General features: G+C 68.7%; 19 protein-coding genes. 5 read left to right on the forward strand and 14 right to left on the reverse strand.

Annotated features, from left to right (window positions below):
- Nucleotides 1-111: 111 nt before the first annotated feature.
- The 11 genes from BS69_RS0111030 to BS69_RS0111080 all read right to left on the reverse strand — a co-directional run bounded on the left by BS69_RS0111030 (nucleotide 112) and on the right by BS69_RS0111080 (nucleotide 11,240).
- Nucleotides 112-1,029 (reverse strand): CPBP family intramembrane glutamic endopeptidase, encoded by a 918-nt coding sequence (locus tag BS69_RS0111030; RefSeq protein WP_029942009.1) that lies wholly within the window; start codon nucleotides 1,027-1,029, stop codon nucleotides 112-114.
- A 30-nt stretch (nucleotides 1,030-1,059) separates the two neighbouring features.
- Complete coding sequence (locus BS69_RS0111035) at nucleotides 1,060-1,875, reverse strand: helix-turn-helix transcriptional regulator (RefSeq protein ID WP_037504834.1); 816 nt, start codon at nucleotides 1,873-1,875, stop codon at nucleotides 1,060-1,062.
- A gap of 91 nt (nucleotides 1,876-1,966) precedes the next feature.
- On the reverse strand, nucleotides 1,967-2,482 hold the full coding sequence (locus tag BS69_RS0111040; RefSeq protein ID WP_029942011.1) for a hypothetical protein: 516 nt from the start codon (nucleotides 2,480-2,482) through the stop codon (nucleotides 1,967-1,969).
- A complete protein-coding gene (locus BS69_RS0111045; protein ID WP_169738086.1) occupies nucleotides 2,457-3,101 on the reverse strand; it encodes an imm11 family protein in 645 nt (214 codons plus the stop codon). Before BS69_RS0111045 ends, BS69_RS0111040 begins: the two co-directional genes overlap by 26 nt.
- Before the next feature lie 68 nt (nucleotides 3,102-3,169).
- Nucleotides 3,170-4,657 (reverse strand): TadA family conjugal transfer-associated ATPase, encoded by a 1,488-nt coding sequence (locus BS69_RS0111050; protein WP_029942013.1) that lies wholly within the window; start codon nucleotides 4,655-4,657, stop codon nucleotides 3,170-3,172.
- An 88-nt stretch (nucleotides 4,658-4,745) separates the two neighbouring features.
- The gene (locus BS69_RS14675; RefSeq protein ID WP_029942014.1) at nucleotides 4,746-6,263 is read right to left on the reverse strand and encodes an ArnT family glycosyltransferase; all 1,518 of its coding nucleotides are present in this window, start codon (nucleotides 6,261-6,263) and stop codon (nucleotides 4,746-4,748) included.
- Between the two features lie 9 nt (nucleotides 6,264-6,272).
- Nucleotides 6,273-6,533 carry an ATP synthase F1 subunit epsilon gene (locus BS69_RS0111060; protein WP_029942015.1) on the reverse strand — a complete coding sequence of 87 codons (261 nt, stop codon included), beginning with the start codon at nucleotides 6,531-6,533 and terminating at the stop codon, nucleotides 6,273-6,275.
- A gap of 126 nt (nucleotides 6,534-6,659) precedes the next feature.
- The gene (atpD, locus tag BS69_RS0111065) at nucleotides 6,660-8,135 is read right to left on the reverse strand and encodes a F0F1 ATP synthase subunit beta (RefSeq protein ID WP_029942016.1); all 1,476 of its coding nucleotides are present in this window, start codon (nucleotides 8,133-8,135) and stop codon (nucleotides 6,660-6,662) included.
- A gap of 28 nt (nucleotides 8,136-8,163) precedes the next feature.
- Nucleotides 8,164-9,051 carry a F0F1 ATP synthase subunit gamma gene (locus BS69_RS0111070; protein WP_029942017.1) on the reverse strand — a complete coding sequence of 296 codons (888 nt, stop codon included), beginning with the start codon at nucleotides 9,049-9,051 and terminating at the stop codon, nucleotides 8,164-8,166.
- A gap of 101 nt (nucleotides 9,052-9,152) precedes the next feature.
- On the reverse strand, nucleotides 9,153-10,682 hold the full coding sequence (atpA, locus tag BS69_RS0111075; protein ID WP_029942018.1) for a F0F1 ATP synthase subunit alpha: 1,530 nt from the start codon (nucleotides 10,680-10,682) through the stop codon (nucleotides 9,153-9,155).
- A gap of 3 nt (nucleotides 10,683-10,685) precedes the next feature.
- Nucleotides 10,686-11,240 carry a F0F1 ATP synthase subunit delta gene (locus BS69_RS0111080; RefSeq protein ID WP_029942019.1) on the reverse strand — a complete coding sequence of 185 codons (555 nt, stop codon included), beginning with the start codon at nucleotides 11,238-11,240 and terminating at the stop codon, nucleotides 10,686-10,688.
- A 130-nt stretch (nucleotides 11,241-11,370) separates the two neighbouring features.
- Here BS69_RS0111080 and BS69_RS0111085 point away from each other — a divergent pair, with 130 nt between their 5' ends.
- Both BS69_RS0111085 and BS69_RS14315 read left to right on the forward strand, forming a co-directional pair.
- A complete protein-coding gene (locus tag BS69_RS0111085; RefSeq protein ID WP_029942020.1) occupies nucleotides 11,371-12,912 on the forward strand; it encodes a winged helix-turn-helix domain-containing protein in 1,542 nt (513 codons plus the stop codon).
- Between the two features lie 128 nt (nucleotides 12,913-13,040).
- Nucleotides 13,041-13,349, forward strand: coding sequence for a UrcA family protein (locus BS69_RS14315; RefSeq protein WP_029942021.1), 309 nt, complete (start codon nucleotides 13,041-13,043; stop codon nucleotides 13,347-13,349).
- On the opposite strand, the gene BS69_RS0111095 is transcribed toward BS69_RS14315, so the two are convergent.
- Entirely contained in the window at nucleotides 13,346-13,807 is a 462-nt protein-coding gene (locus BS69_RS0111095; RefSeq protein WP_029942022.1) for a GNAT family N-acetyltransferase, read from the reverse strand. The genes BS69_RS14315 and BS69_RS0111095 overlap by 4 nt on opposite strands.
- 98 nt (nucleotides 13,808-13,905) lie before the next feature.
- On the opposite strand from BS69_RS0111095, the gene BS69_RS0111100 reads away from it, so the two are divergent.
- A complete protein-coding gene (locus BS69_RS0111100; protein WP_029942023.1) occupies nucleotides 13,906-14,370 on the forward strand; it encodes a DUF1203 domain-containing protein in 465 nt (154 codons plus the stop codon).
- Complete coding sequence (locus tag BS69_RS0111105) at nucleotides 14,370-15,410, forward strand: bifunctional transcriptional activator/DNA repair enzyme AdaA (protein WP_037504881.1); 1,041 nt, start codon at nucleotides 14,370-14,372, stop codon at nucleotides 15,408-15,410. Before BS69_RS0111100 ends, BS69_RS0111105 begins: the two co-directional genes overlap by 1 nt.
- A 3-nt stretch (nucleotides 15,411-15,413) precedes the next feature.
- On the opposite strand, the gene BS69_RS0111110 is transcribed toward BS69_RS0111105, so the two are convergent.
- Together BS69_RS0111110 and BS69_RS0111115 are read right to left on the reverse strand one after the other, a co-directional pair.
- Entirely contained in the window at nucleotides 15,414-16,928 is a 1,515-nt protein-coding gene (locus tag BS69_RS0111110) for a tetratricopeptide repeat protein (protein WP_029942025.1), read from the reverse strand.
- A 38-nt stretch (nucleotides 16,929-16,966) separates the two neighbouring features.
- Nucleotides 16,967-18,544, reverse strand: a complete 1,578-nt coding sequence (locus BS69_RS0111115; protein ID WP_029942026.1) for a cryptochrome/photolyase family protein — start codon at nucleotides 18,542-18,544, stop codon at nucleotides 16,967-16,969.
- 118 nt (nucleotides 18,545-18,662) lie between these two features.
- On the opposite strand from BS69_RS0111115, the gene BS69_RS0111120 reads away from it, so the two are divergent.
- Entirely contained in the window at nucleotides 18,663-19,163 is a 501-nt protein-coding gene (locus tag BS69_RS0111120; RefSeq protein ID WP_051676767.1) for a CAP domain-containing protein, read from the forward strand.
- Nucleotides 19,164-19,188 lie beyond the last annotated feature (25 nt).

Genomic DNA, 19,188 nt, shown 5'->3' on the forward strand with positions numbered 1-19,188 from the left:
CGTTTGGCATACGTCGCTGGCGTCAGCGAACCGTTAAAGCGCCTTGAGGGGCCGCAATGGGCCGATCTCAGACGCTCGACTGGAATGTCGTAAATGGGTCGAAAGCGGACCTCAGTTGCGGGAAGCGATCCTCGCCCCGCGCTCTTCATCAAACCGCCTCGGCCAAGCCAGCAACAGCAACGTCCCCGCCGCCAGCATGCCGGTCGTGAGGATGCTGCTCTCCGGTCCCGCCGGGCCGCCGGTCAGCATCGGCGAGCCCTTGGGGACGAGGTGGACGAGGAGGGCGGGGAGGTGGAGGTCGAAGCCGGTGATCGGCACGCCGAAGCCGACGCCGGTGATCCAGTTCCAGCCCGCATGCCAGCCCATCACGCCCCAGATGCTGTTCGCGCGCCACGCCCAGGCGCAGGCGAACAGGCCGAAGGTGAAGGTCATCGCCATTTCGCGGAAGGGCTGGTGGGGCGAGAAATGGAGGAAGGTGAAGGCGAGCGAGCTGGCGATGAAGCCCGCCGCGAGTTTCGCTTGGCGGGTCGCGGTCGAGAGCAGCCAGCCGCGGAAAATATATTCCTCCACCCCCGACTGGAACGCGAAGCCGGCGAGGAGGAGGAGCATCCAGGGGAGGGCCCCCGGCTCGAAGAAGGCGGGCAGGATCTCCTTGGCCTGGTAGCCGCCGGCAAGCCAGATCGCGGTGGTCGCGAGCGTCATCATCGCGATCCCGATCCCCATTCCGGCGAGGTAACGGCGCAGGCGGTGCTCGCCGGTCAGCCCCATGGTCGCGAGCGGGCGGCGCTCGACGAAGCGCGACCAGGCCCAGACGGCGGCGCCCATCGCCGCGAAGGGGATAACCAGGAAGAGGCAGAAGGCGAGCGGGGACGAGGGCTCCCGGTCGCGCCCCACCAGCCCCAGCGCCTCGAGGGCGTAATCGAAGGGGGTGCTCGAGAGGGCGACCAGCAGGATGCAGACGAGCGGCGCCGCCCAGGCCGGGGGGAGCCAGCCGCGATGGGGTTCGGACGAAAAGAGGGTCTCAGCCATGGCCGCTTTGTGGCCCGGCGCGGGGGCAGATTATAGAATGATCGTGCGGCGGCGCTCGGCGCGGTGCCAGGCGCGAGGGGTGAGGCCGAAGGCGGCCTTGAAGACGCGGCAGAAGTGGCTCTGGTCGGAAAAGCCCGCGTCGTGGGCGGCGGCGGCGAGGCTCTGGCCCTGGCGAAGCAGCGCCTTTGCGCGCCCCAGCCGGCGATATACGAGGTAGCGATAGGGGCTCGTGCCGAGGAGCGCGCGGAAGTCGCGGGTGAGGGACCAGCGGTCGGTGCCGGCGAGCGCTTCGAGCTGGTCGAGGCTGGTGCCGGGCCCGGGCACGGTGTCGAGATATTCGCGGACCTTGGTGACAGCGGCGCGATTGGCGGTCCGCCTGGCCGGGGCGGCGCCGGCGCAGCGCTGCAGCGCGGAGACGAGGCCGTGGAGCGCGTCTTGGTAGGCGAAAGCGTCGGGCGTGGCCGCGCAGGCTGCCATGAGGCGGAGCGCCGAGCCGACCAGATCAGGGTCGCTCGAGACCCCATTGGCGAGGAAGGGCAGGGGCACGCCGCCGATCACGCTCTGGACCTGGGCGGGCGGCAAGTAGATCGCGCGGTAGGAGAAGCCGGCGGAATCGCTGCAATAGCCATCGTGGAGCTCGTCGGGATGGAGGACCAGGAGCTGCCCGGGGAGCGAGCGCCGGCGGTCGCCGCGATAGTTGAACGACTGCACCCCGCTGGTGGTCGCGGCGATGGTGTAGGTCTCGTGGCGATGCGGCGAGAAGGCGCCGACCCGGACCTCGCCCGCGATCAGCTCGACCGGGGCGAGGGAATGGGGATCAGCGCTGTCGGCCGCGGTGCGGGGCATAGGCTTGAGGATGGGGGGTGTACGGGCGGTGGCAAGGAGCCGGACGACCAATGGGCACGGGAGTTATGCGGACGTGGCTCGCGGGCCGCTCCTATCGACGGACCTCGACGGTGGTGACGCCCGGCTCTTCGGCGAACTCGGGCATGGACGGCAGAGCCTCGAGGAGGCTGGACAGGATGCTCTCCCCCAAGTCCGCGTCGCACCCATACTCCTGACCGAGCAGGGTCGCGATTGGGCGGAGATTGGCCTCGGTGCGGACGAGCAGCAGCGCGCCGAAGCGCTCCAGCGAAAGCGGGATGGCCGCCAATTGGCGTGAGCGGTCGGAGACGAAATCGAGGGGCCGTGACGGCGGCTGGCTGTTCGCCGCCTCCCACACCGCCAGGTCCTCCGCCGGCCAGTCCATCGTCAGGCGTCCCGCGACGATCTGGGGATCGCGGAAGAGGTGAAGCCGGGCCACGCTGGCGAAGCTGTCGGAATAAGGGCGCGTGATTGTCGCCCGCAGCTGCAGCGACGGCTCGAACAAAGCGCGTGCTCCGAGGTCGAAACGCATCGATTTGCCCGTCAGGGTCAGCGCTCCCGTCTCATACCGTTTCGCGAGGAGTGACATTCAAGCCGGAAAAGTTGCCGGCGAGCGCGGCCCTACCGAATTCTTCGGAGCAGAGGGGCGAATTCAAGGTGAGCACGTGGGGATCCATCCAGACGTGATGCCCCGCGGCCTTGGCATCGCTGAAGATGAGCCTCGCGCCGTCGAGCTCATAGTCGCTCCAGAAGCCGTCTTGCCCGGTGTAGTCCAGTTCCCATTTGAACGTCGTGCTGTCCGGGTCCACGCTGTCGATCCTTCGGCAGACCACGAACCAATAGTAGGTGGCGACGGGCCCTGCGTGACCGGCAATCTTGACGTCGACCGGAATGAATTGGTGAACGTTCGGCTCGAAGTGCTCGACGAGCAAGCGGAAGCGGTCGCAGACCGCGAGCACCTGCTGGTTCGAGATGATGTCAGGAAGCGGGAATTTGGTCGAACCCCACTCGATGGCCTTGGGTGCCGAGCCCGGGTCGACGCGGTAGCCTTGCTTCATCTGCACGACGTTCTTGAGCTTGGCCTTCCACGATACCTCTTCCGGATCGGCAAAGGCCATTTCGAGAAGCGGGGCAGCGCGTGGATCGTCGACGATCGGTGTCCCGACACTCTCACCGTACGGATTGGAACAGCTCAGGAAACAGACCATCGACCATCACTCATCGACGCGGCGGAGCCCATTATGCAGGCATCGCAGCCGCCGTTGGAAGTCCTGTTTTACAGGCAGGCCTCGAGATAGGGCTGGTCGAAGCCGAACTGCTTGGCCTTGTCGAGGGTGTAGGGGCGGAGGCCCATCGAGCGATATTCGCCGATGATCTTGCCGTCGGCGGTCTCGTCCAGATACTCGAACTTGAACAGTTCCTGGGTGACGATGACCTCGCCCTCCATCCCGATCACCTCGGTGATGTTGGTGGTGCGGCGCGAGCCGTCGCGGAGGCGCTTCACCTGGACGATGAGGTCGACCGAGTCCGCGATCTGGCGGCTGATCGCCTCCTTCGGGATCTTGATGTCGCCCATCATCACCATGTTCTCCATACGCGCGAGGCATTCGCGCGGGGAGTTGGAGTGGAGCGTGGCCATCGAGCCGTCGTGACCCGTGTTCATCGCGGCCAGAAGGTCGAAACACTCCTGGCCACGGATTTCGCCGAGGATGATCCGGTCGGGACGCATACGCAGCGCGTTGATGACGAGGTCGCGGATGGTGATCGCGCCTTGCCCCTCGAGGTTGGGCGGACGGGTTTCGAGCGGCAGCCAGTGCGGCTGCTGCAGGCGAAGTTCGGCCGCGTCCTCGATGGTGATAACGCGCTCGCCCGGGTCGATCATCTTCGACAAGGCGTTGAGCATCGTCGTCTTGCCCGAGCCGGTACCGCCCGAGATGATGATGTTCATCCGCGCCGCGCCCGCGATCTTGAGCACGGTCGCCATCTTCTCGCTCATCGAGCCGAAGCCACGCATCATGTCGAGCGTGATCGGCTTTTCCGAGAACTTACGGATGGAGATGGCGGTGCCCTTGAGGCTCAGGGGCGGGATGATGACGTTGACGCGGCTGCCGTCCTGGAGGCGGGCGTCGGCGAGCGGGGTGGTCTGGTCGACGCGGCGGCCGACCTTGTTCACGATCCGCTGGGCGATCTGGAACAGATGCTCCTCGTCGCGGAACTGGATCTGGGCGAGCTGGAGCTTGCCCTTCTTTTCGATGAAGGTCTGGTCGGGGCCGTTGACCATGATGTCGCTGACCGCCGGATCGGCGAGCAGCTCCTCGAGCGGTCCCAAACCGAGCAGCTCGTCGACCAGCACCTTTTCGAGCGCGAACTGTTCGCGCCGGTTGAGGTTGATCTTGAGCTCGGTCAGCACCTCCGAGATGATCGGGCGGAATTCCTCGGCGAGCTCGTCCTTGCCGAGCGTCGCGGCGGCCTCGGGATCGACGCGCTCGAGCAGGCGCGGGAGCACCTGCTCCTTGATCCGGTGAACGCTGGCCTCGAAGCCTTCCTGCTTGGACGACCCCGCCTCGGCGCTGCCGTTCATGCGGTGGTTGAGGCGGTCCATCGCACCCATGGCGGGCGCGCCGGGCTCCTCGGCCTCTACGGGGGCGGAGGGCGCTTCCTCCAGCGCCGGGAACTGGTCGCCCCCGCCGCTCGTGCCACCCTTCATCGGGCGGGCGACACCGAAGCTGGGACGTCCCCCGCCGCGCTTCCCGAATGCGTTCATGCCCTTGCCAATCCCGTCTCTAAGCGACTTTCGCGATTGGTTGATGCCACGCAAACTTTGCCAAAAAGCTAATCCGGCTGCGGAAAGCTTAACGGGGGCTCTTGCGCTCCTCGTCGCTGAAGGGCGAACGACTCTCATAGACGGCCGCGAGCGCGCGGGCCGCTTGCGGGCTCGAATATTGGTAAAGGCAGAGCGCGCGATATTTACCGGAGACGGGGCTGATGGTGCCGAGCGGCTGCTCGCGGACTGGGGTTAGTGCGCCCGGCATGAGGTCGCGCAGGCGGGCCGAAGCGCAGGGCCGGTTGGTGCGGACGAGGAGATAGGGCCGGCTGCCGTCGGCGAGCGGCAGCGCCTCGACTTGCGCCACCAGGGCGAGGCGGCGGCGAGTGGCCTCGGCGGTCTCGACCTGGCCCGGATGCTCGGCGAGCCACGCCCGCGCCGCCACCTCGCCCGCGGTCACGCGCGATTCGAACAGATAGGCGGTGGCGAGCGCGACGATCCGGGCGAGGAGGAGCAAGGCCTGGAACAGGCGGGGGAGGAGCGCGATCGTCCCGCCGAGCACCAGCGCGGCGGCGACCTGCGGGACCAGCATCATCCTCGGCTTGGGATCGATGCTGAAGACGAAGATGAGGAGCAGGGCGTGGGCGGCGGCGATGGCGAGCATTGCGGCCGCGCGGCTCCGCTGCGCCTGCGGCAGGCGGGTGCGGAAGGCGGCGAAAGCCAGGGCCGCGGCAAGCCAGGTCCAGCCCCCCTTGGGGTTGAGGAGCACCTCGAGCGGCCCGTCGATCAGCGGGTGGAGGTGGATGCCCGTCTCGTGCCGCCAGCCCGCGATCAGCTGCCAGCGGAAGAAGGGCAGGGCGTCGCGCGGCGAGGTGCCGGCGATCTCGCTGGAGGGAAGCGAGGTGTGGGCGAGGCTGAGGTGGCGGCGGAACAGGGGATCGCCGGTGAGGAGGCCATAGACGAGGAGCTCGACCGCGAGCGGGGCGAGGAAGCCAGCGGCGAAGGCGAGCGCGGCGGGCCAGAAGGGGCGCGCGCGCAGGAGCAGGAAGAGACCGACGGCGGGCAAAGCGGCGATGCTCGTCTCGCGGGCCTGGAAGGCCAGCCCGAAGGCGAGCCCGGCACCGCCGAAGCGCCACAATGCAGCGCGGCACTCCGCCTCGCTCAGCAAGGCTGCGCCTGCCAGGATGAAGAACAACTCGATATTGTCGATGGTGGGATCGAGCGCCTGGGCGAGGACCACCGGGGTCGAGGCGAAGAGCATCGCCGCCAGCCAGCCGGCGGGCGCACCGAACAGCCGGTTGCCGAGCCGGGCGACGAGCAGCAGGTTGCCGAGCGCGGCGAGAAGGGGAACGAGGCCGACCGTGATGCGGTTCTCGCCGAACATGGCGATGAGCGCGCCCATCGGCGCGACCAGCGGCCAGCGGCCCCACCAATGGTCGCGCGGCAGGCAGGGGCCGTGCTCGGCCCAGCAGCGCGCGGCCTGGAGATACTGCCAGTCGTCGGCGCCGCCGCCGCGATAGCCGATGGGATTGAGCGCGATCAGCCCCGCGAACAGCAGCAGGGTCAGGGCCGGCCAGCGCCAGTCGGCCTGACGCGAGGCCGGCACGGAGAGGACTTAAGCCTCGGCGCTTTCGGCGAGGATGGTGAGGCCGTTATCGCCGACCTCGGCGAAACCGCCCGACACGCGGATGGTCTCGGGTGCGGCGCCTTCCTTGCGGATGACCGAGAGATTGCCGTCGCGCAGCGTGGTCATGAAGGGCGCATGGCCCGCCAGCACGCCGAACTCGCCCTCGCTGCCGGGGACGACCACCATGTAGACGTCCTCGCTCATCAGCTGGCGCTCGGGCGTGACAAGGGTGAAGCGAAGGTCGGGCATCTCATTTCCTCTCCCCTCCCGCGGGCGGGAGGGGCTGGGGGTGGGCCTTGGACGTCACCGAGGGGCGGGCGGCCCGGACGGACCCACCCCTCGATCCCCTCCCGCAGTCGGGAGGGGAGGAGTGGCTCAGGCCTCGGCGGCCATCTTCTCGGCTTTGGCGACGGCCTCTTCGATGCCGCCGACCATGTAAAAGGCCGATTCCGGAAGGTGGTCGTACTCGCCGTCGACCACCGCCTTGAACGAGCGGACGGTGTCCTCGATCTGCACGAACTTGCCGGGGATGCCGGTGAACACTTCGGCGACGTGGAACGGCTGCGAAAGGAAGCGCTGGATCTTGCGCGCGCGGGCGACGGTCAGCTTGTCCTCTTCCGAGAGCTCATCCATGCCGAGGATGGCGATGATGTCCTGCAGGCTCTTGTACTTCTGCAGGATCGCCTGGACCGCGCGGGCAGTCTCGTAATGCTCCTGGCCGACGACGCGCGGGTCAAGCACGCGGCTGACCGAGTCGAGCGGGTCGACCGCCGGGTAGATGCCCAGCTCCGAGATGGCGCGCGACAGCGTGGTGGTGGCGTCGAGGTGGGCGAAGCTGGTGGCCGGGGCCGGATCGGTAAGATCGTCCGCGGGCACGTAGATCGCCTGCACCGAGGTGATCGAGCCCTTGGTGGTCGAGGTGATGCGCTCCTGCAGCTGACCCATGTCGGTCGACAGGGTCGGCTGGTAGCCCACGGCGCTAGGAATACGGCCGAGCAGCGCCGACACTTCCGAACCCGCTTGGGTGAAGCGGAAGATGTTGTCGACGAAGAAGAGCACGTCCTGGCCCTCCTGGTCGCGGAAATATTCGGCCATGGTCAGGCCCGACAGCGCGACGCGGGCACGGGCGCCCGGCGGCTCGTTCATCTGGCCGAACACGAGCGCGACCTTGGAGCCTTCGGGGGTCGCATTGCCCTCGGCGTCCTTGGCGATGACGCCCGCGTCGAGGAACTCGTGATAGAGGTCGTTGCCCTCGCGGGTGCGCTCGCCGACGCCGGCGAAGACCGACACGCCGCCGTGGCCCTTGGCGATGTTGTTGATCAGCTCCTGGATGAGCACGGTCTTGCCCACGCCCGCGCCGCCGAACAGGCCGATCTTGCCGCCCTTGGCGTAGGGGGCGAGGAGGTCGATGACCTTGATGCCGGTGACCAGGATCGCGGCTTCGGTCGACTGGTCGACGAATTCCGGCGCCGAGGCGTGGATCGGGGCCTTCATGTCGCTGCCGATGGGGCCGCGCTCGTCGATCGGCTCACCGATGACGTTCATGATGCGGCCGAGGGTCTTCGGGCCGACCGGAACCTCGATCATCGCACCGGTGGTCTTGACCAGCTGGCCGCGGGTGAGGCCGTCGGTGGCGTCCATCGCGATGGTGCGGACAACGCTCTCGCCGAGGTGCTGGGCGACCTCGAGGACGAGGCGATTGCCGTTGTTGTCGGTCTCGAGCGCGGCGAGGATCGGCGGCAGTTCGCCCTCGAAGGCGACGTCGACGACGGCGCCGATCACCTGCGCGACGCGGCCGGTGAGGTTGCTGGTGGCGCCCGTGGGGGCGATGGTGTCGGCGGCGGTGGCCATGGCTGTCTTCCTTGCCTTGTCGTGTTCGTTAGAGCGCTTCGGCGCCGGAGATGATCTCGACCAGCTCGGTCGTGATCGCCGCCTGGCGCTGGCGGTTGTAGATGATGCCGAGCTTCTTGATCATGTCGCCGGCGTTGCGGGTGGCGTTGTCCATCGCGGTCATCTGGCTGCCGTAGAAACCGGCCTGGTTCTCGAGCATCGCGCGATAGATCTGGATCGCGACGTTCTTGGGCAGCAGGTCGGCGAGGATGGTCTCCTCGTCCGGCTCATATTCGACCACGGCCGACGAGGTCGCCGCACCGGCGTCGTTGGCGGCCCTGGGCTTCACCGGGATGATCTGCTCGACCACCGGCTCCTGGGTCAGGACCGAGCGGAAGTTCGAGTAAGCGAGGTGGGCGACGTCGAACTGCCCCGCCTCGAACCGGCGCATCACCTCGGCGGCGACGGCCTGCGCGTCGGCATAGGCCGGGTTCTTCATCTCGCTGGTGTCGATCTGGCCGGCGATCCGCTCCGCGCCGAAGAAGCGGGTGAGGACCGGGCGGCTCTTGCGGCCGACGATCAGGAACTTGACGTCCTTGCCCTCGGCGATGAGCGCGTCGGCGGTGCGGCGCACCGCGCGGACGATGTTGGTGTTGAAGGCGCCGGCAAGGCCGCGGTCGGACGAGGCGACCACGATCAGGTGGCGCTGGTCGCTGCCGGTCCCGGCGATCAGCTTCGGGCTCTGCGGGCCGACGGTGATCCGGCTGGCGAGGCTGGCGACCACCTCCGACAGGCGCTGCGAATAGGGGCGGCCCTGCTCGGCATTGGACTGCGCACGACGCAGCTTGGCCGCGGCGACCATCTTCATCGCCTTGGTGATCTTCTGCGTCGACTTCACCGAGCCGATGCGGATCTTGAGGGCCTTGAGGCTTGCCATTCCGTCCTATCCGTCATCCCGGACTTGATCCGGGATTCATCTTCCTTTGTCCCACCCGCCCGAAGGAAGGTGGACCCCGGGTCGAGCCCGGGGTGACAACATTAACCGAACTGCTTGCCGAAATCGGCGAGCGCGCTCTTCAGCGCCGCGGCGGTCTCGTCGTCGAGCGCCTTGGTGTCGCGGATCTTGGCCAGGATCTCCGGCTTGTCCGAGCGCATGAAGCTCAGCATCGCCGCCTCGTAGCGGGTGACGTCGCTGACCGGCACGCTGTCGATGAATCCCTGGGTACCGGCGAAGATCGAGACGACCTGCTCCTCGACCGGCATCGGGTTGTACTGCGGCTGCTTCAGCAGCTCGGTCAGGCGCGCGCCGCGGGCCAGCAGCTTCTGGGTCGAGGCGTCGAGGTCCGAACCGAACTGCGCGAACGCCGCCATCTCGCGATACTGGGCGAGCTCGAGCTTGATCGAGCCGGCGACCTTCTTCATCGCCTTAGTCTGCGCGGCTGAGCCGACGCGGCTGACCGAGAGGCCGACGTTGATGGCCGGACGGATGCCCTGATAGAACAGGTCGGTCTCGAGGAAGATCTGGCCGTCGGTGATCGAGATGACGTTGGTCGGGATGTAGGCCGACACGTCGCCCGCCTGGGTCTCGATGATCGGGAGCGCGGTCAGCGAGCCGTTGCCGTTGGCGTCGTTGAGCTTGGCGGCGCGCTCGAGCAGCCGGCTGTGGAGATAGAAGACGTCGCCCGGATAGGCTTCGCGGCCCGGCGGACGGCGGAGCAGCAGCGACATCTGGCGATAGGCGACGGCCTGCTTGGAAAGGTCGTCATAGACAATCACGGCGTGCATGCCGTTGTCGCGGAAATATTCGCCCATCGCGGCGCCGGTGTAGGGCGCGAGGAACTGCAGCGGGGCGGGCTCCGAGGCGGTGGCGGCGACGACGATGGAATAGTCCATCGCGCCATTCTCCTCGAGCGCGCGGACGATCTGCGCGACGGTCGAACGCTTCTGACCCACGGCGACGTAGATGCAGTAGAGCTTCTGCGATTCGTCGTCGCCGGCGTTGGCGGCCTTCTGGTTGATGAAGGTGTCGAGCGCGACGGCGGTCTTGCCGGTCTGGCGGTCGCCGATGATCAGCTCACGCTGGCCGCGGCCGACGGGGACGAGCGCGTCGAGCGCCTTCAAACCGGTCTGCACCGGCTCGTGGACCGACTTGCGCGGGATGATGCCGGGCGCCTTGACCTCGACGCGGCTGCGCTGGTCGGTGATGATCGGGCCCTTGCCGTCGATCGGGTTGCCGAGCGCGTCGACCACGCGGCCGAGCAGGCCCTTGCCGACGGGAACGTCGACGATGGTGCCGGTGCGCTTGGCGGTCGAGCCTTCGCGGATCTCCGAGTCCGAGCCGAAGATGACGACGCCGACATTGTCGCTCTCGAGGTTGAGGGCCATGCCCTTCACCCCATTGTCGAACTCGACCATCTCGCCGGCCTGGACATTGTCGAGGCCGTGGATGCGGGCGATGCCGTCGCCGACCGACAGCACCTGACCGACCTCGGAGACCTGCGCATCGGCATCGAAGTTCGCGATCTGGTCGCGGATGACGCGGGAGATTTCAGCGGCGCGGATGTCCATCGTTTAGCCTTTCATCGCCGTAGCGAGGGAGTTGAGTTTGGTGCGGATCGAGGCGTCGATCATCTGGCTTCCAAGCCGGACGACGAGGCCCCCGAGGATGGCGGGATCGACGCGGGCGTCGATGCGGATGTCGCGCCCGACGCGCGCGCCGAGCTGGGCCTTCAATGCCGCGAGCTGGTCGTCGTCGAGCGGGCGGGCGCTGACGACCTCGGCGGTGGTCTCGCCGCGATGGTCGGCGGCAAGCTGCTCGAACAGGCGGATGATCCCGGCGAGCTGGCCAAGCCGGCCGTTCTTCGCCAGCACGGCGAGGAAGTTGGTGGTGAGCTTGTCGAGCCCGAGCGAGGCCGCGGTCGCGCCAAGCGCCTGCGCCGCGGCGGTCCGGCCGACCAGCGGCGAGCTGACGAGGGCCTTGAGGTCCGCCGATTCGCCGAGCGCGGTCTTGAGCGTCGCCAGGCTCTGCGACACCGCCTCGATCTGGCGTTCGTCACGGGCAAGATCGAACAGCGCAGACGCATAGCGTCCCGCTAAGCTGGCCCGAATGCCGCCGGAAGTCTCCACGCGCCCAAAGCTCCGTCAAAGATATGCAAAGCGGGGCGATCAGCGATCTTTCGAGCGCTCGCCCGCCTAAGTTGGCGCGCCACTAGCAGGGGGTCGGAAGGGATGCAAGAACAGGCTATGGTCGGCGTCGATGGACGCGCCCACCACCGCTCTTTCGCCGATTGTCCTGGCCCGCGAGCCGGGATTTCGGATCGGCCGGGTCGAGGTCCGGCCCGAGACCTGCGAACTGGTGTCGGACGAGGGCAACCGGGTGCTCGAGCCCCGGGTGATGCAGGTGCTGGTGGCGCTCCACCAGGCCGGCGGCCATGTCGTCAGCCGCGACGACCTCCTTGCGCGCTGCTGGTCGGGCCGGATCGTCGGGGAGGATGCGATCCACCGGGTGATCAGCCGCCTTCGCCATGAAGCCGAGGCGGTGGGCGGGCCGTTCCGGGTCGAGACCATCACCCGGGTCGGCTACCGGATGGTCGAGACCGGGGCTGGCGAGCGTCCGCCGCTTCCCGAACGCCGGGCGGGGATCGATCGCCGGACCTGGCTCGCGGGGGCAGGGGGCGTGGCGCTGCTCGGGGGCGCGGGCCTGAGTGCCTGGCGGTGGCGCCATCCCGCGATGCCAGCCGCGGCGCGGGCCAAGCTCGAGGAAGGCGGTCGCCAGTCGGCGCTCGGGACGGTGGAAGGCGCGGCCGCGGCGCTGGCGGCCTACAAGGAAGCCGCCGCGCTTGCCCCGGACCATGCCGAACCGTGGGGCGAACTCGCGCTCAGCTATACCCAGGAAGCGCAGCGCGGCAGTCCCGCGCAGTCGCTCGAGGCGGTCAACAACGCCCGCCAGGCGATTGCCCGCGCCCGCGCGATCGACCCCGACAGTCCGGAAGCGGAAGCGGCGAGCATCGGCCTGTCGATGGGGAATCGGCGGCCCGACCTTCTCGAGGTCGACCGGCGCCTGACGCGGGCCCGGCAGAAGCATCCGGACGAGCGTCTGTTTCCCGAGATGCAATGCTATTTCTATGCCCAGGTCGGACGCCTCGGCCAGGCGCTGGCCGCCTTCGACGTGCTGATGGGATTCCTGCCCGACCTGCCGGCCGTCCCGGCGGCCGCCCGCCTGTACGTGATGAACAATGTCGGCCGGGTCGAGGAGGCCGACCGGGCGATGCAGCAGTTGCTCGAACGCTTTCCGCGCAACATCCCGGTCTGGTTCAGCGCGATCAAGATGCTGACCTATTCGGGCCGCTTCGACCGCGCGCTGGCGATGCTCGACGATGTGAACCGGCGGCCGATCGGCGTGCCGAAGTGGAACTTCGCGCTGACCCGGACCCAGGTCCTCGGCTTGTCGCAGCCGACCGACTATCGCGAGCGGGCGCGGCGGGACACGCTCGATTCGGCGCGCCGCGGCACGGGTTTCGCCGAGAATGCCATCCTCTTCCTCGCCGCGATCGGCGACCTCGATTCCGCTTTCGGGGTCGCGAACGCCCTCTACCTCGACGAAGGCTACCGGATCGGCGCCCAGCGCTTCACCAGCGAGCAGGGGCTGTACGACAATCGCTGGCGGCGCACGTCGGTCCTCTTCGAGCGGACCACCGCGCCGCTCCGGGCCGACCCGCGCTTTCTCCACCTGACCAGGTCGCTCGGACTGGAGCGCTACTGGAAGCTGGGCGGGACCGGGCCCGACTATCGCGCCTGATCGGGCTTTCATCAGCCTTTCATCGGACGCAGATCGGCTGCTCATCCTCGCGGCACGAAGCAGTGAGGCGCAGATTTCTCCCATCGCCGCCGGTTGGGTCCGGTTGCGAGCGAACCGGGAGACATTCCATGTTGAAGCTCATCGCTCTTGCCGCGCTTGCCGCCTCGACCGTCGCCATTGCCGAAGCCCCCGCCGCCGACGACAGCAACGCGGTCGTGCTCACCGTCACCGCCCGCGACCTCGACGGGGCCGCCGGCCACCAGCGCCTGATGCGCCGGATCAGTCTCGCCGCGGAAATGCTGTGCGGCTCCTATGCCGCGCGCGAGACCCAGGACTGGGACGAGGTGAAGGCCTGTCGCAAGGCCGCCTTCCGCAGCGCCGAGCAGCAGCTGGCGGGGCTGGCGGCGGGCGGGACGGTGCGGGTCGCCGCCCGCTAGAGTTCGAAGACCATGAAGCGGGTGAACGGGCCGGGCGGATAGTCTCCGAACGGCCCGCTCTCCGTGAAGCCGGCGCGGTCGTAGAGCGCGTTGGCGGCGGCGAACTCCGCGCTTCGCCCGGTCTCGAGCCGGAGCCGGCGGTAGCCGCGCGCCCGCGCCTCGGCGAGGATGGCGTCCAGCAGGGACTGGCCGACGCCCTGGCGGAGCGCCGCGGGAGCCGTGCGCATCGACTTCACTTCGCCTTCGGCCTCGCCGATGTCCTTCAAGGCCCCGACCCCGAGCAGGGTGCCGTCGCGGCGAGCCGAGAAGAAGGTGATCGAGGGGTGGGCGAGAGCGTTGGCGGGAAGGACGTGGCAGGCCTCGGGCGGCGAGAAGGCGTGCATCGCCGCGACATGATGCGCGAGCAATTGTTCGACGTCCGGCCGTCCGAGTTCGCCCCGGTGAATGCTGATCCCCATGCCACCGCCTCTAGTCGCGCTCTTGGCCCGCGGCGAGGTGAAGCTTTGACCGCAAGCTTCGGGACGCGGCGACGCGCGCGAAGGCGGATATGTCGGCCATGACCTACCGCATCACCGGGCTCGACCCCGCCGCCTTCGCCCCGCTCTCGGCCCTCGACGACGCCGGCCTCGCCGCGCGCGGGGTCGTGCGGATGACCGTCACCGACAAGCCGGGCTTTCCCTGCCGGATCACGCTCGACGATGCCGAGCCGGGGGCTTCGGTACTGCTCCTCAATCACGTCAGCATCGCCGCCGGGCCCTATGCCGCCCGTCACGCCATCTTCGTCAGCGCGGGGCCAGCGGAGGCCGCCGTTTACGAGGACCGGGTGCCGCCCGCGCTCGACCGGCGGAAGCTCTCGCTGCGGGCGTTCGATTCCGATGACCTCATGGTCGACGCGCTGCTGGTCGAGCCGGGCGCGGCCGATGGCGCGATCCGCCGCCTGTTCGACAACCCGGCCGTCCGCTACATCCATGCCCATAATGCGGTGCGCGGCTGCTTTGCCGCGGCGGTGGAGCGGGCATGATGGTGAACGAGGACAGGGCCTGGGCCGCCTTCGAGGCCCGCGACCGCGCCGCCGACGGGCAATTCGTGGTCGGCGTGGTGACGACCGGCATCTACTGCCGCCCGTCCTGCCCCGCGCGGCACCCAAAGCGCGAGAATGTCCGCTTCTTCACCGACGGGGCGGCGGCGCGCGAGGCGGGCCTTCGCGCCTGCAAGCGCTGCCTGCCCGACCATGTCGCGCCCGACGAGGCGGCGGTGACGGCCGTCCGCGCCATGCTCGAGGAAGCGGGCGGACCGCTGCCGCTCGAACTGCTCGGCCGCAAGACCGGCTACTCGCCGACCCATCTCCAGCGCATCTTCACCCGCACCCTCGGCCTGTCGCCCGCCGCCTTCGGGCGTGCGCTCCGGCTCGAGCGGGCGAAGACGAGCCTCGGCGAAGGAAGCAGCGTCACCGAGGCCATTTACGAGGCGGGCTATTCGGGGCCCAGCCGCTTCTATGCCGAGGCGGGCGCGCTGGGGCTGAGGCCCGCCGACATTCGCCGGGGAGGCAAGGGCATGATGATCCGCTACGCCTCGGCCGAAACCCGCTTCGGTCCGCTGCTGATCGCCGCCACCGAGCGCGGGCTGTGCCACGTCGGCTTCGATTCGACGCCCGAGCGGCTGGCCCATGAATATCCGCAGGCCGAGCTGGTCGAGGATGGCGACGCCCCTTTGATCAAGGCGGCGCTGGCGGCGATCGAGGATCCCGCGCTTGCCGCCGCGCTTCCGGTCGATGTTCCCGGCACCGCCTTCCAGCAGCGGGTCTGGGCCGAGCTGCGCAAGATCCCGCCCGGCGAGACCCGCTCCTACCTCGACATCGCCCGCGCGCTCGGCGACCCCAATGCGACCCGCGCGGTCGGCAGCGCCAATGGCCGCAACCCGGTGGCGATCATCGTGCCGTGCCACCGGGTGGTGCGGAACGACGGCGCGCTTGGCGGCTATGCCGGCGGACTGGACCGCAAGCGCGCGCTGCTCGAGGCCGAGGCGGCCAGCGCGCAGGGGTCGTTGCCGCTCGCCCGCTGAGGGTCAGGACGCGGTCGTCGGGCTCCCCGCCGCGGCCTGAAGCTGCGCCATCCGCTCGCGCGCGCTCTTGCGCTGCGGGCTGTCGTGGGGCGAGTTCGCCAGCGGGGCGAGGACCGCGATCGCCGCGCTCCAGCGCTTGGCGCGGGCATATTCCTCGACCAGCGCGAGGCGCATCTCGTCATTGTCAGGCAGCGTCGCCACCGCCGCCTCGAGGCCGCTGACCGCCCCCGCGCTGGGCGTCTCGCCCGCCAGCCGGAAGCTCTGGTAGAAGGCGTAGAGCGGAAGCGCCTCGTCCGGATTGGCGCGATTGGCCTTGACCGCGAGTGCCCGCGCCTCGGCCGCCTTCGCGCTCCGTGCCGCACCCGACAGGGCCTGCGACTCCTCGGCGAGCAGGAGCGAGCGGCGGACGAGGCCGCGGACGTTGCCGGGGTCGATCGCCAGCAGGCGGTTGGCCGCCGCCGCCGAACCCGCCTTGTCGCCGTTCACCGCCGCCGCCTCGGCGAGCAGGGTCAGCGCGAACGGATCCTGCGGGAAGCGTGCGGCCTTCTCCTGCACCTTGTCGTAGAGCGCGCGGCGGCGCTTCACCTCGCGGTCGCGGTCGCTCTTGTCCTTGATGACGTCGAGCGAATCGTCGTCGAAGGCCATCAGCTCGGGAAGCAGCGCGACCTCGGCCGCCGACAGTGCACGCGAGCCGGTCACCACCGGGGTCGCGATCGTGGGCGCGACCGGACGGACGATCCAGCTGCCGCGGCTGACGTGCATGCGCACCTCGGCATTGAGCTTGGAGAGGTCGCCGAAGGCGGTGGTCGCCGCATCCTTGTTCGACTTGCCCGCGTTGAGGAGCTGGAGATAGGTGCGGAGCTGCTTGGCGCGCACCGGGTCCATGGTCAGATACTGGGTGATCGCCCAGCCCTGCCCGTAATTGTCGAAGTCGCGGACCGTGTCCTTGGCGAGCAATTCCTGGAGCGGGATCCAGTAGGTGACGAGGTCGTTGCCGCGCTGCTTGGCGGGCGCGCCGTACATGATGCGCCCGTCCTTCTCCATCGTGGACGACCCGACCAGTTCGGCGAAGCCCTCGACATACCAGCCGGGATAGGTCGCCGGGAAATATTGCAGCATGAAATGATGCGCATATTCGTGCTGGAGGACGAGGAGCGGGGTGAAGTAGCGCCCGCCCGCGTCGGTCTTGCGCGGGGTCAGGAGGAAGGGGCCGAAGGTGTTGCTGGTATAGAAGCCGGCGATGCCCGTGTTGCTGACTCCGAGCGCCTTCTCGATGTCGTCGGTGCTGGCGACCTCGAAGATGCGGACCTTGGCGGGATTGTCGTCGGGGATGCCGGTCGCCATCCGCATCAGCTTGTCATAGCGCTCGAGCCGGGCGGCGAGCTCGGTCGCCTTCGCCTCGCCGCTTTCCGAATAGATCTGGAAGTGCCGGGCTTCATAGACCCGCCATTCGGCGGCGGCCGGGCTGGCGCTGCTGAGCGCCGCCGCAAGAACCGCGCCCAAGACCTTCAAACGCATGACTTTCCCCCAGTCAATTACTCGGCACGGGGGCAAGTCTATCCGCGCTTCTCCTCCTGTCCAGTGGCGCGGGCCCAGCCGGGGGCGGCGGGCTCGAGATGGTCGAGGAACTGTTGCGCCTGCGCCCTGATCTCGGCCTTGGTGTCCTCGCCGAAGCGGTCCCAGGTCGCATAGGGCTGCCACATCCGGCGATTGCCCCGCAGCTTCTGCTCGTTGCGGTCGAGGAAGTCCCAGTAGAGCGCGTTGAACGGGCAGGCGCCCTCGCCGACGCGCTGCTTGACGTCGTAGCGGCAGCCTTTGCAGTAATTGCTCATCCGGTTGATGTAGGCGCCCGAGCCCGCATAGGGCTTGGTCCCGAGCCGGCCGCCGTCGGCGAACTGGCTCATCCCGAGCACATTGGGATGCTCGACCCATTCATAGGCGTCGGCATAGACGACGAGATACCAGTCGGCGACCTCATGCGGGTCGATCCCCGCCAGCATCGCGAAATTGCCGAGCACCATCAGCCGCTGGATATGGTGGGCATAGGCATTGTCGCGGGTGTTGCGGACGGCGTCGGCGCAGCAGGCCATGGCGGTCTCGCCGGTCCAGTAGAAGTCGGGGAGCGGGCGGCGGTTGCCGAAGAAATTGGCGCGGTCGAGGCCGGGCATCTCGAGCCAGTACATGCCGCGGACATATTCGCGCCAGCCGATCATCTGGCGAATGAAGCCCTCGGCGGCGTTGAGCGGGACGGTGCCGGCGCGAAAGGCCGCCTCGGTCGCTTCGCAGACTTCGAGCGCGGTGAGCAGGCCGCAGTTGAGGCTGGTCGAGAGCCGCGAATGATAGAGATAGTCCTCGCCCTCGAGCATCGCGTCCTGGTAGGTGCCGAAGCGCGGCAGGCGCTCGGTGACGAAGTCGGCGAGAAGGGCCCGGGCCTGGTCCCGTGTTACCGGGAGTTCGAACCGGTCGAGCGTCCCGAAATGTTGGCCGAAGCGCTGCTCGACCAGCGCGATGACGTCCTTCGTGATCGCGTCGGGGGCGAAGGACAGCGGTCTACGCAGCGGCCGGGCCTTGGGCGGCGGAGCGCGATTCTCTTTGTCGAAATTCCACTGGCCCCCGACGGGGGTGCCGTCCTCTTCCATGAGGAGGCCGGTGCGCCTGCGCTGCTGGCGGTAGAAGCTCTCCATGACGAGTTCGCGCCGGGCGGCGGCCCAGGCGAAAAAGTCGGGAAGGGGGCAGATGAAGCGATCGTCGCCGAGCACGTCCACGGGGATGCCGAAGCGGTCGGACCAGGTGGCGATGGCCTGCGCGACCCGATATTCGCCCGCTTCGACGATCCGGATGGCCGAGGGGCGGTGACGCTCGACCGCGCGGGCGACCTCGCCGGTGAAGCTGCCGCTGTTCTCGGGATCGTCGAGCCGGATGTAATCGACGGTCCAGCCGTCGGCCCTAAGTTCCTCGGCGAAATGGCGCATGGCCGAGAGGATGAGGACGATCTTCGCCTTGTGGTGGCGGACGTAGGTCGTCTCCTCGGCGACCTCCATCAGCAGCACGACCGACTCCGCCTTGTCCGCGCTCCGGAGCGAGGCGAGGCCGTGGCTGAGCTGGTCGCCGAGGACGGGAATGAGCGTGGTCATGGCGGCGAGTTAATCGCGCCCGCCGCCATCGCCAGACCGGACAAAGCCCATCGCCTCGTCGATAACGCGTTCACTGCGGGCTGCGGGGGGCCATGCTCTAACCACATGCAAGCGAGCCATGCGTCGCTTCGTTCCCGCCCTGCTGCTGCTCCCGCTCGCCACCGCCACGGCCGCTTCCGCCCAGTCGTGGGAAGGGGAGGTGCTTTCCCTGCACAACCGCGAGCGCGCAGCTTGGCGGGTGCCGCCGCTGGCGTGGGACATGGGCCTCGCAGCCGCGGCCGACCGCTGGGCCGCCGAACTCGCGCGGACCAACCGCTGGGGCCATTCGCCCAAGTCGCTGCGCGGCAACCAGGGCGAAAACCTCTGGATGGGGACCCGCAACGCCTATCCGGTGAGCGCGATGGTCGGGGCGTGGGTCGGCGAGCGGCGCTGGTTCCGGCCGGGGGTGTTCCCGGCGGTCAGCCGGACCGGCAACTGGGCCGACGTCGGGCATTACACGCAGATGATCTCCGCCCGCTCGGTCCGGGTCGGCTGCGCGATCCGCTCGACCCGGAGCTGGAGCTATCTCGTCTGCCGCTATTCGCCTTCGGGCAATGTTGACGGGCTGCGCATCCCCTGAGCGCGATTGCGCGTCACCGGCCGCC

Origin of the sequence: Sphingomonas astaxanthinifaciens DSM 22298, from assembly GCF_000711715.1 — a bacterium.
In the GTDB taxonomy this organism is placed as follows: domain Bacteria; phylum Pseudomonadota; class Alphaproteobacteria; order Sphingomonadales; family Sphingomonadaceae; genus Sphingomicrobium; species Sphingomicrobium astaxanthinifaciens_A.